Genomic DNA, 14,709 nt, shown 5'->3' with positions numbered 1-14,709 from the left:
TTTCAAATATCTTTTTCATTCTATTTATCTCCTTTCGTTATTCTTTTACGACTGCCATTATAAATCCATCGTACCCTTTACTTCCAACTGTTTGAAGCGCTGTAGCACTTACACGTGGCTCAGCAGCTATTAGCTCATAGAAGCGACGTATCCCTTGTACGCGAGGGTCATTACTCGTATTGTCAATAACTTCCCCTTCACGTACTACGTTATCCCCAATAATTACAGTACCAGGGCGTGATAGTTTCAGTGCCCATTCAAAATAAGCAGGGTTATTTTGTTTATCAGCGTCTATAAAGATAAAATCAAATGGTTCATACTTCTCATTTTCTATTTGTTGTAAAGAATCTAAAGCTAATCCTGTTCGCACTTCAACTCTATCATTCAAATTAGCGCGTTCAATATTGCTACGCGCAATGTCAGCATGCTTTTCACTTGCTTCCAATGTAACAACTCGGCCTCCCGATGACAATCCTCTTGCAAGCCATATCGTACTATATCCACCTAGAGTACCAATTTCCAAAATGTTTCGAGCTCCTTGAATTTGAACTAATAGTTGCAAAAACTTCCCTTGCGTTGGCGATACGTCATGTGCTGGTAAATTAGCTGCAGCGTTTACTTGAAGAACTTCTTCTAATGTAGAATCTTTCGGTATTAATACATCACTCACATATTGATCAACGGCCGTCCATTTCTCAATCATACTCATGAAAATACCATCCCTTCAATTTTTCAATGCTTTTCTACTATCCACTTTTGATTATACCGAAAATTCTGTCTTATATACAAAAAATAAAGAAGGGACATCTACTTCATTACAAAATAGATATCCCTTCTTTTGTTTATACATGTATCCCTTACGGATTAGTAGACCAAAGTCCTGCTGATTTAATAAATGTACGTTTATTTAATTTCAGCTGCGCTACGATAAACTCTGCAATATCTTCTGCTTGCATTACTTTATCCGGATTTCCGTCAGTTAATCCTAAATCAACAGCCATGTCTGTTGCTACTGTACTTGGAGTTAAAGCTGTTACACGAATGTTATGTTTGCGAACTTCCATCGCTAACGATTCTGTTAAGCCAAGAACACCAAATTTAGAAGCACTATATGCACTTGTTACAGGTGCACCTTTTTGTCCTGCTGTAGATGAAATATTAATAATATCACCAGATTGTTGTTCAATCATGCTTGGTAAAGCTGCGCGAGTTGCATAGTATACACCCATTAAGTTTACTTGAATGATTTTTTCCCAATCAGCAACGTCTAATTCTAAAAACTTACCGAATTTAGAAATACCAGCGTTATTAATTAAAATATCGATAGATCCTAAACCGTTTTTTAACGTTTCAATTGCAGTAGTTACCTCTTCATATGAAGAAACATCAGCAGTCGCAATAACAGCTTTTACGCCTTCCGCTTCTACTTCTTTCGCTACAGCTTTTAAGTTTTCTTCTGAACGAGCTAAAAGACCGACATTTACGCCTTCTTTCGCTAATGCGATCGCTACAGCGCGACCAATCCCTCTACCTGCTCCTGTAATTAAAGCATTTTTGCCTTGTAATAATTCTGCCAAGTATAACACTCCTTAATCATCTCAGTTATGTACTATATTAAAATTGTATCTATGTTTATGTAAAAAGGCAATGATGCACTTTCATGTGCGTAGGTTACTTGTAGGTAACTATCGAAAGTTCTTATTTATAATTCTCATGTTTTTGCCATAATTCATGTAAAATAGAAATAAATCCCACACAGGAGAGTGTATGCGTATGAAAAGAAAAAACGGTTCTTGTCACTAACCGCAGTCGGACTATGTATCATATTTTTGGCCATGTACTTTATATTTGGTAATCCACTACATTATAAAGTAATAGAAAAAGATACTAGCGAATATCTCCATACTATAAAAGGATATAAACAAAAAGAAATACAAAACATAACCGGAAAATATACTCCTCTTTATAAGATCGGCTATTATGCAGAAGTCGTATATAAAGACGAACCTTATTTTACATACTCTTATACATACGATAATAATAAAATAATCCAAGGCAACGGCATTTTAGGAAGACATACTGAGTCATTTGAAAATCTTAATTGAAACTGGTCATTGTTTGACGAGTTAGTAGACGGTATTCATACAAACTTACAAGAAAGAAGTTTAAGTAAATAGAAAGATTATTCTATACGCCATGTTCAATTCGTTGATATTAATGATGATGATAAAAACGGTGCAGAAGCATACGTTAACTTTAAAAAAGATAAAGAATCTGATTACTCATACCGTATGAATAGTGAAGGAAAAGCTTATCAGTATAGCTGCAGCAATGGTAAATGTATGTATAAAGAAAAATAGTGTTAGAAGATATGCCCCTAACACTATTTCTCTTTATCCTTAGGAATACACACAATAAATTCCGTACCCTTCCCTTCCTCACTCTCGACTTTTATTTCTCCTTGATGAAGGTCGAGTACTTTTTTTACGATAGCCAAACCTAAGCCACTTCCTCCATAAGCACGATTTCGTGAAGAATCCGCTTTATAAAAGCGCTCAAAAATATGTTGCTTCTGTTCTTTTGATATACCAATTCCTGAATCGCGAATACGTACTTCCACTACCTTCTCATATTCTTTTAACTGGATTGTAATTGTGCCACCATTTGGAGTAAATTTAATACTATTATGAATTAAATTAATCCAAACTTGACTCATACTTTCTTGGTCAGCAGTAATGTGTACTTTCTCTAAATTAAGTTCCAATTCAATTTCTTTTTCAGCCCAGAGCGGTTCACTATTTAACACAATTTGCTTTAACTGTTGATCTAATCGATAAGTCGCTCTTTCTGGTGTATATTCTTCCGACTCTAAAAGGGTAAGCTTCAGTAAATTTTGACTTAGTTTAGATAATCTCGTCGTTTCCGTTTCAATAATGGTAAGGTAATGCTCTCTCTTTTCCTCGGAAAGATTGTTATCTTGTAGCGCTCTAGCAAATCCTTTTATAGAAGTTAATGGTGACTGTATTTCATGAGAAACATTCGAAACAAATTCCTGGCGCATTTTCTCCATCGCATTTAGTTCATCTGTCATATCATTTATACTTTTTACGAGCACACCAATTTCTCCATCATATTTCTCTTCATTTCGTATTTTTACGGAGAAGTCCCCTTTTGCAATTTTTTGTATCGGTTCAATAATAGTCCAAATCATCGCCTCTCGCTTCGGTCTCATTAATACCCCAATCAACACCCAAATAAGAACAATAAATACAAAGCCGACCATATCACTAATTAAAAAAGTAACAAAAGGTGATACTTGTATTTCAAGAGCATTTATTACACTTGATGATACATAAAAGGCTATAGACCAAATTATTGTGAGAAAAGAAAAGAGAGCTATTACCGCTCCAATTATTTTCAATATCTTCACCTTATTCATTCGCTCTCTTCTTCTCATTTACTTACCTCTAAGCGATATCCTAAGCCTCTTATCGTTTTAATACTAAATTTCGACTTCTCTTCTTGGAACTTCTCACGTAACCGATTTATATGAACGTCTAGTGTACGCTCATTCCCTTCAAAATCATATCCCCATACATCTTCAATTAATTGTTCTCTCGAACAAGTCCTTCCCGCTTTAGAACCTAAAGTAAAGAGCAATTCGAATTCTTTTAGCGGTAACGTAACCATTTGTTCTCCAGTTGTAACTTCAAATGTTTTACGGTTTAACAGTACATTTCCAACTTGAATTGATTGCGACACAGTAATTTGATAACGTTTCAATAACGCCTTTACCCTCACTACTAGTTCTATCGGATCAAATGGTTTTACAAGATAATCATCCGTACCAAGATGAAACCCTTTTACTTTTTGAGATGTTTCTCCTTTAGCAGTTAGCATCAAAATAGGGATATCATAGTATTTTCTTAATTCAAAACATACATCAAATCCATCCATATTCGGCATCATGATATCAAGAATAACCATATCAACTTTCACTTCATCTATTTTTTGAAGTGCATCTAGACCATCAATTGCTTCATATGTTTGAAATCCTTCCCGCTCTAAAAATACAGAAACAAGTTCTCTAATATGTGGATCGTCATCTACTATTAAAATTTTTGGTAGCAAAGAAAACCTCTCCTTTCTACATAGCATCTTTTCTATAACTTTTAAAAATGAATCATCAGCGGAGTATAAGCCCCACTGATGATTCATTTTATAATACGCCCTCTTTAATTTTCAATTGTTGCGTTGCAAATTCACGATACATGTCATGTGTGCGTAACAATTCATCATGTGTACCACTACCTGTAAGATTCCCTTTTTCTATAAAGATAATTTTATCTGCATCTACTACAGTAGAAAGTCTATGTGCAATAACTAACGTTGTTCTGCCTTTCATTAAGTTATTTAATGCCTTTTGAACGACAGACTCTGATTTACTATCTAAACTAGAAGTTGCTTCATCTAACATAAGAATTTGTGGATTTCTAAGTAACGCTCGGGCAATGGCAATTCGCTGTCTTTGTCCTCCAGAAAGTTTCACACCACGTTCTCCAACTTCTGTTGCATATCCCTTTGGCAAGTCATGAATAAATGCATCCACATATGCCATCGCTACTACTTTTTCAATTTCTTCATCTGTCACTTCTCCCTCGACGCCGTAACAAATGTTATCTCGAATCGTTCCATCAATTAACGGACTATCTTGTGAAACGTAACCAATTTGACGTCGCCATGACTGTAATGAATAGTTCGTAATTGTATCTTTCCCTAATTTAATAGCACCGCTAGTTGGCTCATAAAAACGTTCTAATAGTGAAAATAATGTCGTTTTCCCGCTACCACTTGGCCCTACGATCGCTGTTACTTTTCCTGATTCAATTGTGAAATCAATATTCTTTAACACTTGCTCTTCTTCGTTATACTCGAAATGTACATTTTCAAGAACAATTGGTTGCTTAGCATTTGTGACTTTCACACCCGTTTCATGGTCTTCTACTTCGTATTCTAAAATAGTATTAATTCTTTCCGTTGCACCAATTGCCTTTTGGAATTGTGTAAAGAACATAGATAATTGACTCATCGGCATTATAATTTGAACTAAATATAAAATAAACGCTACTAGTTCCCCAGTTGTTAATGCACCACTAGAAACTCGCATCCCACCATATCCTACGATAATAACAAGCAATGCCATTAAAACAAACGACATAACTGGTGAAATTAACGCTTGCACTTTTCCCTCTTTCAAACCAAATTGCAATAACTTCTCGATACCTTTATTTCCAGTTTCATATTCTCTTTTTTCTGTGTTCGAAGATTTCACTAAACGAATTTCTGATAATACTTGCGTTAGCACACTTGTAAAAGAAGCTGTTTCATCTTGAAGTGCTTTTGAAATCTTATACATTTTTCGTCCTAGTGGAACTAAGATCAGTACTGATAATGGAATAACCGTTAAAAGTAAAAGTGTCATTTTCCAATCTAAAACAAATAATACGATTAATGATCCGACAATTGAAATACCGCCTGTTAATAAATTTGACAAATGCTCAGAAATTAATGTCTTCACTACACCTGTATCATTTGTCATTCGGCTAATTGTATCGCCTGTTCTATTTTGATCATAATAAGATACTGGCAATATAAGTACCTTTTTCCACAAACGTTCTCTCAGTCCGGCTACAATCTTCTGCCCGATATAATTTAGTAAATATATAGATAATCCTGCAGCTATAGTTTGCATAATAAAGAATGCAACTAGCCCAACAATTTGTCCTGTACTAATTGACGAAAGTGAAAAATTATCTACTAATCCTTTTGTTAACATTGGAATAAATAAACTCGCTCCCGTAGAAAGCAAACTCATGAATAACGCAAAAACAAGAATCCCTTTCGGAGGATTTGTATCTTGAATAAGGCGTAAAAACTGCCTCCAACTCCCTTTTTTCTTTATTTCATTTCTAACTTCCATTTCTGTCATCTCCTCGTGTTAAACAAAACTGTTCTTTCTAAAAATAGAATACAATACAAATGTAAACTGAATGTAAACACACTTTTTCTGTTTTTACAAAATATACATAAAAACTCATCTTTACAACAGATATAAATATCTGATATTATTACCTGGTACTTAATATTGTTCTATGTGAATGATAGATAACTAATTTACAATACTATATAAACCTCCAGTTATTGAAAGGAGTATCCTTTTTGCAAACAAATATACATTCTAAAAAGGAAACAATTATTTTTATTCATGGTTTAGTCGGCAATCGTCGTGCTTTTAAAAAAGAGCATAAACGATTTTCCGCCTCTTACAACATTATTACTTATGACTTATTAGGTCACGGCGATGATAAAGGAGAAGCTATCGAATTTTCATTACAGCGTCTCGTTGATCAATTATTGAATTTATACGAAAAAGAAGGCATTCAAAAAGCTCATATTTGCGCTTTAAGCTACGGCTGTTATATCTCTACCATTTTTGCACAAATGCATCCAGAAAAAGTTTTGAGCATTTGTCATATTGGTGGACATTATAATAACCCTTCCCTTTTATATAACGTATTTCAAAAGTTTTGGGAGAAGCGAGGAGACGATTACTCTAAATGGCTCTCTCAATACGCAAATACCATTTTTCCAAGTGGCATACTAAAGGCAAATCCGTTCGCAGTCATTTCAAGAAATATTTATTATCGGTTCGGATTGCAATTACATTCATCAATTATTGCCCAATCATTACGTCATCGGTTAGAATTCGATTTAAAATCTAAATTAAAATCACTTCCCCACCCTATTCTATGGGTAATGGGCGAACATGATCATCTCTATAAATCTTGTCTTTTTGATTTAAAGTCCATTCTTCCTAACGTTTTATATAAAGAAATACCGCTAGCAGGACATGCAGCAAACTTATTCCGCCCCAACTACTTTCATGATCTATACGCTCGATTTTTAAACGGGAAGTTACAGTAAAAACTATTACCTTCCAATTTATTAAACTATAAAAAGGCTTCCCAAGTTTCCCTGGAAAGCCTTTTCTCTATACGAAAAGTATATAATCTACTTTTTCTTAGTATGCTTTTGTGTAACCTAATAGGTGCTTGCTCCAGTAAGAGTTACTTACAGAACTAATACGTACACCAGTTGCATCAGTTTCTGCACTAATGAACTGACCGTTTCCTAAGTAAACACCCATGTGAGAAGGACCTGATTTATAAGTGTTTTGGAAGTATACTAAATCACCTGGTTGTGGATTGCTAGTTTTTGTTTTAGAGCTCCAGTATCCAGCAACTGTTTGACGAGCGCCTTTATGACCAGTTTGATTTAATACGTAGTGAATGAATCCACTGCAATCAAAACCAGCAGGTGTTGTACCAGCTGTTCTGTATGGTGAACCATTTAATGATCTAGCGAATCCAGCGATTGAAGATGTATCTCCACCAGTTGTTGGTTTTTGTACGTCTTTACCTGGTTGTTGAACGTTATTTGTAACGTTATTGTTATTTGTAACGTTGTTTACTCCGCCTTTTACAAACTTAACGAAGTCTGCACTTACGTAACCTGTGCGGCCGTTATGGTTAATTTTGTACCAACCATTTTCAGCGCCAGTAACGTTTAATACTGTACCGTTTGTTACACCACCGATTACAGCGTTGTATGTAGCTGGGCCTGTACGTACTTTTAAAGCACCAGTGTTAACAACATAAGAACCACCAGTTTGAACTGTAGTAGTATTGTTGTTTGTAGTTGGTTGTTGTGTTTGGTTAGATACAGCAGAACCACCTTTTGTTACGAAGTCTTTGCTTACGTATCCAGTTCCACCATTGAAGTTGATTTTAAACCAATCTTGTACTTCACCAACAACTTGTACTGTTTTACCTTTATTTACAGAGCCTAATACTGTATGAGATGTACTTGGGCCTGTACGTACGTTAAGTGAAGAAACGTTTACAGTGTAAGTACCAGTTCCTTGTTGAACAGTAGTTCCTGTTTTACCACCAGTCGTTACGAAGTCACCACTTACATAACCAGTTTGACCGTTTACAGTTACTTTGAACCAACCGTTTTCTTGTCCAATTACTTGTAGTACTTGACCTTGTTTTACTTTAGAAATAACGCTATGTCCTGTACCAGCACCTGAACGAACATTTAATACATCAGCAGTTACTGTGTATTTTAAGTCGGATTTTGTTTCTACAGTTTTTGTTTCAGTTACAGTCGTTTGTGTTTGAGTTTGTCCATTAATTTCTTTTAGCGCTTCGTTTGAAACTTGTGCATGAGCAGAATCCATACCTGGAACTGCAACACCTGCTACTGAAGCTGCTGCTAAACCTGCAATTACTTTTTTCATAAGTTGTCTTTACTTCCTTTCCCTACTATCCTCTTAAAAAAAAACTTATAAACTTAATACTTTACAATATTATCAAAGTAAAATATTCATTAAGTTCCATTTTTTAACAAGAGTTTTATTTTTCACACAGAGTTCATTTTAAACGAGCGAAGTGAAATCCGTGTGAACTTCATGTGAACTTTACCATTAAACTTACTCTTTTTGCAATGCTTTTTTTATATTTCTTATGTATTTTATTGAAAATTCGACATACCATTCATTATCTTAGTATATATTTTCTATCCACTTAAAAAAATTCTATTCATCTAACACAATGCAAAGAATGTATTTCCTAGTATAGTTCTTCCTATGAAGTATACTCTTATCATGACAAAAAACACTTTTTTTATCAATAGTATAATATTTTTAGAAAACTATTTTTGATACTATCTATCGCTTTTAAAAGATTTGACGATTTGTAAGATTTAACTTCAAAAATTCTGTTCTAATTTGACGAAAATGTACATTCCACTAACTATTTTTCACTACATATGGAATTTTCAGGATATTTATATTATCATATATACAGTGGTACCTTAATCCATACAAATATTATCCACCCTACCCGGAAACCAATCGAACTTTTACAGGTCGGTATTCTCCACTTAACATTGAATTTTGAGATGGAAGCCTTATTGCCTGCAAATAGCGAAATCAAAAAGGAGGTATATTTATGAAAAATATAATAGATAATCCTATCAATAAAAATATAGAACTGTACTATGCTTTTTTTCAATTCGTTTCAATTATTACCTTACAAAAAATATCAACTGTTGAAACACGTAAAAACGAATTAAAAGATCAGATGAAAAATTCCTATCAAAAAAATCCTTACTACTTATAAAAAGGTGAACAGGTTGTATCCCTGTTCACCTTTTTATAAGTAGCAAAACCCCGATTGGTTCAAATAATAATTAGTGGGGGATAAACAATTCCCCCGCTCGTTCCTACATTATTTATATAATTTTCACACGGTTTTCTAAAGGCTGGTATTCTTTTTCACCTGCAGGTACAACTGGTTTACCAAACGGCATTTGCGCAATAAGCTTCCAATTTTCTGGAACTCCCCATTCTTTTCTCACTTCTTCATCAATTAATGGATTGTAATGTTGCAATGTAGCACCAAACCCTTCAATTTCCAAAGCTGTCCAAATTGCAAATTGTAACATTCCTGAGGATTGCTGAGACCAAATTGGAAAGTTCTCTTTGTATAATGCAAATTTTTCTTGCAGTTCTTCCACCACTTCACTATCTTCGAAGTATAGAACTGTTCCATAACCACTTTTAAATGCATTCATTTTTTCTTCCGTAGAAGCGAAGTTATTTTCAGGTACAATTTTTCGTAACGTTTCTTTCGTAATATCCCATAACTTATCGTGTTGTTCTCCAAGCAAGACGACAACGCGAGCACTCTGAGAGTTAAAAGCTGAAGGTGTATGTTTTACAGCATGATAAATTACTTCTTGAATTTTTTCATCAGAAACTACTTGTTCTTTACTAATTGCGTAAATAGATCTTCTGTCTTCAATTGCTGAGTAAAAATCTTTTGCCATCATAATTCCCTCCAATTTTCATTTGAGGCTTTTTCCTATGTACACATCATATGCCCCTCAAAACTTATTATTAATAAGTTTCTAACTTTATAATATAAACAAACAATAATAAACTCAAATAATAACACTCACATTTTTTACCTTTTTACTTTATTAGTGCTAAAAAATAAAAGGCAATTTGTTGTTACCGATAGTACGTAACAACAAATTGCCTTTCTTATATGATGATCCAACTCAGTATTTCACTTAATTAATTAAGCCAAATGCATAAGACATTAGCTTATTCGTCTCTGTAAAACGCTTTGTTTTACCTTTTGTTCCCATAACAACTGTAATAATACGAGTATCACCTTGTTTTGCTGTACCCGTAAAACAATACCCTGCGCTATCTGTAAATCCTGTTTTTAATCCGTCTATTCCTTCTATATATAAAGCTTTATTATTTTTGTTTAACATATCATTTGTACTTATAACATTAATATTATTAAATGCTAACTGACTTTGACGTAAGTGAGTCACTTCTAATATTTCTGGGTAATCTTTTATAAGATGATACGCCAAGTTTGCTACATCACCAGCCGTCATTTTTGTTTCACTTCCATCGGGCTCTTGTAATCCAGAAGCATTTGCAAATTTAGCATGTTCCGACATTTTTAACTGTTTCGCTTTTGCATTCATAAGCTGAACGAAATCTTTCTCCGATTTTGCCATATGTTCTGCTAAAGCCACAGCTGAATTATTAGCTGACTCAATCATTAATGCATGATATAAATCTTTAACAGTTAATGTATCATTAACTTGTACTGGGATTCTCGCTCCCTCTGTTTGTGCCGCTTTCGCACTCATTTTCACCGGATCTTCCCAGCGAACTTTCCCATTATGTACATTTTCTAATAGAAGATATGCTGTCATCATCTTAGACATACTTGCTGGCGCAAAAGCCTCATTTTCATTATGTTGATAAATAATATCTCCATTACTCGCATCAATAATCATAGCTGCTTTTGCATCAATTTCCGGTGGTATGTACTTTGGTGGGACTACTTTTTCAACTAATCCTGTTTTAGGTAGTTCTGCCACTTGTAAAGGTTGTCCCTCTATACTTGTTGCACTCTTTTGAGTTCCTTGGAATAAGAACCAACATATCCCTAAAACAATGACTAATAGGACTGTCAGCCTTCCCCATTTTAACCGCTTCATTTCAAAACTCCTTTAACAAACCTTTTATACACTCACATTTAACCTTAACAACTTTCCCTTTATATCGTCAAGGTAAAAAGCATATTTATTCATCTACAGCAATTATTATTTCAATGCATGTATGTTACAATAACAATACTGAAATATAAGAATATTCAATGATAAATCCTTATGAATAAAACTATTAATAGAAGGGATTCATACAAATGCTACTTCCAAAATCATTAAAATACGGAGACACAGTCGGGATCTACTCCCCTTCTTCACCAGCAACCTACACTTCTCCAAAAAGATTTGAACGAGCAAAATCTTACTTACAACAGAAAGGGTTTTATATATTAGAAGGTTCATTAACAGGTCGATATGATTTCTATCGTTCGGGTAGTATACAAGAGCGTGCTGAGGAACTGAATGCTTTAATAAGAAACCCTAATGTTTCTTGTATCATGTCAACAATTGGTGGCATGAATTCAAATTCAATATTACCTTATATTGATTATAATGCTTTTCTAAATAACCCTAAAATAATGATTGGGTACTCAGATGCAACTGCTTTATTACTAGGAATTTACACCAAAACAGGAATCCCTACATTTTATGGACCAGCTCTCGTCCCTTCTTTTGGCGAATTCGAACCTTTTGTTGATTGCACATACAAATATTTTGCTGAAACTTTACTACATGATCATTCTCTTCCTTATCATATAAAACAACCATTATTTTGGTCAGATGAATTTATTAATTGGGAAGAAAAGACAAAGGAGAAAGAACTTCGACCAAACGATTGGATTTCAGTAATTGATGGCAAAGCTACTGGACGTATTATTGGCGGGAATTTAAACACGATACAAGGAATTTGGGGTAGCCCTTATATGCCACATATTCAAGAGGGTGACATTCTCTTTATTGAGGACAGTTCAAAAGATGCAGCTACTATTGAAAGAAGCTTTTCATTCCTTAAAATTAACGGTGTATTCGATAAAATTTCAGGTATCATTCTTGGAAAACATGAGCAATTTGATCATTGTGGTACAAATCGAAAACCTTTTGAAATACTATTAGAAGTACTTCAAAATCAAAGAATTCCTTTTCTAGCAGACTTCGATTGTTGCCATACACATCCAATGATTACCCTACCTATCGGTGTTCAAGTAGAGTTGGATGCAACAAATAAAACGATACATATTATAGAATCTTGGAAAAAATGAATACATGGCTTTTATTGTTTTACAATAAAAGCCATGATACTATATAATTTGGAATGTGAAAGATTAAACTAAATACGTTCCAATATCTATCATTAGAAAAATTAGGTATAAATATATATTTATATGCAAAAGAGAGTGAATAAATGAAACCAACTATTAAAAATTACTTATTTTTACATGTAGCTTTTTTGATATATTCTATCATTATGGTTTACATGAAATGGGCGGCTAAATTTCCCATTGCTTCCATCTCATTTTTTATTGCTTATTTCGGGCTAGTTATACTTTTATTTGGATATGCAATTTTATGGCAACAAGTAATTAAACATTTCGAAATATCAAAAGCATATTCACATCGCGGGATTATTATACTATGGTCAATGCTTTGGTCAGTATTTCTATTTGGAGATACGATTCAGTGGAATCATTTACTTGGTGCAGCTATTATTATCGTCGGAATTGTGGTGGTGACAAAAGATGAATAGTTATATGTTATTATTTATTTTCGGGATAATTTTAGCTAATTACTCACAAATATTATTAAAAAAAGCTACTTTGCAACAATACGATTCTAGAATAAAAGAATATATGAATCCTTATGTTATTATCGGCTACTCTTTATTTGTAATTAACGCTGGATTAAATGTTATCGCTATGAAGGGCATGGCATTAAAACAAGCATCAGCATTAGAATCCTTAAGTTATATCATCATATTAATTTTCGGTTGGTATTTCCTGGGAGAAAAAATAACGAAACGTAAACTCATCGGCAACATGATTATTATCGTTGGTGTAATCGTTTATTGTATCCAATAGTAAAAGGCTCCGTTTGTGATAAACGGAGCCTTTTACTATTGACCTAAATTTTGCACCTTATCTTTCAAATCTCGAACTTGATCTACCGTCTGCATAAGCTCAGAGTTTTTAAACTCTTCTACATTCACTTTCCCTTCTTCTATCTTTGTCATCGCCGTATCAATTAACGTATTTAACTTTTCGTTATATCCGACGATTTGCTGATGAAGATCCTTTGCTACATCAGGCGGTGTTAATTCATTAAAAACGGGTATATCTTGTTTAATTTCACTAAGCTTCGTTTCTAATTCTTTCCGGGCTTCGCTATCATTAACGGCTTTTTCAGCTAATGCTGGTGCATCATTTGCAAATGCACTTATTTCATTTACATAATCTGTCGCTTTTTGAGCATAATCTATGGAGTTCTTTCCTTGTTCAACGAGTGAACATCCCATCAAACCAATTGTAACTATAAATACTAATAAAATTGATTTTATTTTCATTTTAGGCTCCCTTCATCTTTATAATTGTCTGTAAGTTTCTCTATCCTAACTTCTAGCTACATTACTTATAACCTTTTTTCAAATAGCTATTTATCCTCTTACATGCCCGATTACCATTACAACATCTACTTCTATATGTACGCTAATAATATCTTCAATTATATCCGTATATCCTTGTCCTATAGCTGTTCCATAGTGTAATGTAAGCCCCTTCTTTTCATACACTGACTTTGGTACTGAAAAAATAAATCTCCTCAAATTGCTTTCATCAGCCGGTTCCATAATTAAAACAATCCCATCCTCATCAAACATATACGCTCGCCCTCCAACTTTACATTCACTATGGCTCAGTATTGCCTTGGTCAGCAAAATTTAAAACATAATACGTTTATATACACACTCTGCTGCACCATAAAAATAAAAAACATTCCTTCTTTTTGTTAAGAAGGAATGTTTTTTAAAAAATCAATTTCTAACTCTAGCATCTTTCTTTGACGAGGTTTTATTTTTCTTACGGGAACTCCAGCATAAATATACCAATCTTCTAAACTCTTTTTCACCATACTCATCGCACCTACTGCCGTGCCTTCTCCTATAGTTACATTTGGAAAAAGAATAGAATTAGCACCAATAATCGCATGTTTTTTTAAAATAACTTTTTCTGTTTTCACATTCCTATATTGATTCGGGACGGTTGGCCCCATTAATGTATTCCCACTGAAATCATCTAGTACTGCATATACTAAGGTTTTAGCTGAGATATTTGCAAAGTCATGCATTTCAATTCCAACTTCCCCTCCATATAACGCTGTATACGCTGATATATGCGAATAACTTCCAATTGTGATTTTGCCACTTAAAATGCAAAAATCATCAATTCTTACATGATTACCAACTGATATAACACTTGGATTGTATATACTTGCTTTTTTACTAATCAATACATTTTTCCCAACAGATAAAAATCCAATTTTCTTTAGCTCTTCTTGACTATAAAAACTATTCATCTGCCGACACCACCTTCTGTCCTAAACAGATTACAATTTGTT

Annotated in this window: 16 protein-coding genes and 1 pseudogene; 6 read left to right on the top strand and 11 right to left on the bottom strand. The window is 33.8% G+C overall.

Annotation, left to right across the window (positions count from 1 at the left end; all coding sequences use genetic code 11):
- Nucleotides 1-37: 37 nt before the first annotated feature.
- Together MR079_RS13730 and MR079_RS13725 are read right to left on the bottom strand one after the other, a co-directional pair.
- Nucleotides 38-709, bottom strand: coding sequence for an O-methyltransferase (locus tag MR079_RS13730; protein ID WP_139867627.1), 672 nt, complete (start codon nt 707-709; stop codon nt 38-40).
- Nucleotides 710-857: 148 nt separating this feature from the next.
- Nucleotides 858-1,577: a 3-ketoacyl-ACP reductase gene (locus tag MR079_RS13725; RefSeq protein WP_000818985.1), complete on the bottom strand. Its 720-nt coding sequence runs from the start codon at nt 1,575-1,577 to the stop codon at nt 858-860.
- A gap of 258 nt (nt 1,578-1,835) precedes the next feature.
- Here MR079_RS13725 and MR079_RS13720 point away from each other — a divergent pair.
- Nucleotides 1,836-2,360: pseudogene (locus MR079_RS13720) on the top strand (DUF3139 domain-containing protein).
- A gap of 23 nt (nt 2,361-2,383) precedes the next feature.
- Here the strand turns inward: MR079_RS13720 and hitS are convergent.
- The 3 genes from hitS to MR079_RS13705 form a co-directional block, all read right to left on the bottom strand.
- Nucleotides 2,384-3,457: an envelope stress sensor histidine kinase HitS gene (gene hitS, locus MR079_RS13715; RefSeq protein WP_242294147.1), complete on the bottom strand. Its 1,074-nt coding sequence runs from the start codon at nt 3,455-3,457 to the stop codon at nt 2,384-2,386.
- Nucleotides 3,454-4,131 carry an envelope stress response regulator transcription factor HitR gene (hitR, locus tag MR079_RS13710; protein WP_113712109.1) on the bottom strand — a complete coding sequence of 226 codons (678 nt, stop codon included), beginning with the start codon at nt 4,129-4,131 and terminating at the stop codon, nt 3,454-3,456. The genes hitS and hitR overlap by 4 nt, the downstream gene beginning before the upstream one ends.
- 88 nt (nt 4,132-4,219) lie before the next feature.
- The gene (locus MR079_RS13705) at nt 4,220-5,980 is read right to left on the bottom strand and encodes an ABC transporter ATP-binding protein (protein ID WP_242294146.1); all 1,761 of its coding nucleotides are present in this window, start codon (nt 5,978-5,980) and stop codon (nt 4,220-4,222) included.
- A gap of 239 nt (nt 5,981-6,219) precedes the next feature.
- Between MR079_RS13705 and MR079_RS13700 the strand changes: the two genes are divergently transcribed.
- Nucleotides 6,220-6,984: an alpha/beta fold hydrolase gene (locus MR079_RS13700; RefSeq protein ID WP_001194311.1), complete on the top strand. Its 765-nt coding sequence runs from the start codon at nt 6,220-6,222 to the stop codon at nt 6,982-6,984.
- A 97-nt stretch (nt 6,985-7,081) separates the two neighbouring features.
- On the opposite strand, the gene entFM is transcribed toward MR079_RS13700, so the two are convergent.
- Nucleotides 7,082-8,362 carry an enterotoxin EntFM gene (gene entFM / locus MR079_RS13695; RefSeq protein WP_000755519.1) on the bottom strand — a complete coding sequence of 427 codons (1,281 nt, stop codon included), beginning with the start codon at nt 8,360-8,362 and terminating at the stop codon, nt 7,082-7,084.
- A 712-nt stretch (nt 8,363-9,074) separates the two neighbouring features.
- On the opposite strand from entFM, the gene MR079_RS13690 reads away from it, so the two are divergent.
- A complete protein-coding gene (locus tag MR079_RS13690; protein ID WP_061182306.1) occupies nt 9,075-9,245 on the top strand; it encodes a hypothetical protein in 171 nt (56 codons plus the stop codon).
- A 112-nt stretch (nt 9,246-9,357) separates the two neighbouring features.
- Here MR079_RS13690 and MR079_RS13685 read toward each other — a convergent pair whose 3' ends face one another.
- On the bottom strand, nt 9,358-9,957 hold the full coding sequence (locus MR079_RS13685; protein WP_242294145.1) for a nitroreductase family protein: 600 nt from the start codon (nt 9,955-9,957) through the stop codon (nt 9,358-9,360).
- Nucleotides 9,958-10,200: 243 nt separating this feature from the next.
- The gene (locus MR079_RS13680) at nt 10,201-11,154 is read right to left on the bottom strand and encodes a D-alanyl-D-alanine carboxypeptidase family protein (protein ID WP_242294144.1); all 954 of its coding nucleotides are present in this window, start codon (nt 11,152-11,154) and stop codon (nt 10,201-10,203) included.
- A gap of 206 nt (nt 11,155-11,360) precedes the next feature.
- Here MR079_RS13680 and MR079_RS13675 point away from each other — a divergent pair, with 206 nt between their 5' ends.
- From MR079_RS13675 to MR079_RS13665, 3 genes are all read left to right on the top strand, one after another.
- Nucleotides 11,361-12,362 (top strand): S66 family peptidase, encoded by a 1,002-nt coding sequence (locus MR079_RS13675; RefSeq protein WP_242294143.1) that lies wholly within the window; start codon nt 11,361-11,363, stop codon nt 12,360-12,362.
- A 143-nt stretch (nt 12,363-12,505) separates the two neighbouring features.
- Nucleotides 12,506-12,847, top strand: a complete 342-nt coding sequence (locus tag MR079_RS13670) for an EamA family transporter (protein WP_000805122.1) — start codon at nt 12,506-12,508, stop codon at nt 12,845-12,847.
- Nucleotides 12,840-13,178: an EamA family transporter gene (locus MR079_RS13665; protein ID WP_048557532.1), complete on the top strand. Its 339-nt coding sequence runs from the start codon at nt 12,840-12,842 to the stop codon at nt 13,176-13,178. Before MR079_RS13670 ends, MR079_RS13665 begins: the two co-directional genes overlap by 8 nt.
- A 35-nt stretch (nt 13,179-13,213) precedes the next feature.
- Here the strand turns inward: MR079_RS13665 and MR079_RS13660 are convergent, their stop codons facing one another.
- From MR079_RS13660 to MR079_RS13650, 3 genes are all read right to left on the bottom strand, one after another.
- On the bottom strand, nt 13,214-13,660 hold the full coding sequence (locus MR079_RS13660; protein WP_242294142.1) for a DUF6376 family protein: 447 nt from the start codon (nt 13,658-13,660) through the stop codon (nt 13,214-13,216).
- Between the two features lie 90 nt (nt 13,661-13,750).
- Nucleotides 13,751-13,972: a hypothetical protein gene (locus MR079_RS13655; protein WP_242294141.1), complete on the bottom strand. Its 222-nt coding sequence runs from the start codon at nt 13,970-13,972 to the stop codon at nt 13,751-13,753.
- Nucleotides 13,973-14,100: 128 nt separating this feature from the next.
- On the bottom strand, nt 14,101-14,667 hold the full coding sequence (locus MR079_RS13650) for an acyltransferase (RefSeq protein WP_139867643.1): 567 nt from the start codon (nt 14,665-14,667) through the stop codon (nt 14,101-14,103).
- Nucleotides 14,668-14,709: the final 42 nt, after the last annotated feature.

The sequence above is a fragment of the Bacillus cereus group sp. BfR-BA-01381 genome (assembly GCF_022663555.1).
Lineage (GTDB): Bacteria > Bacillota > Bacilli > Bacillales > Bacillaceae_G > Bacillus_A > Bacillus_A pacificus.
Note: the sequence above shows the minus strand (reverse complement) of the source record. Positions and strands in the feature narration are given on the sequence as shown.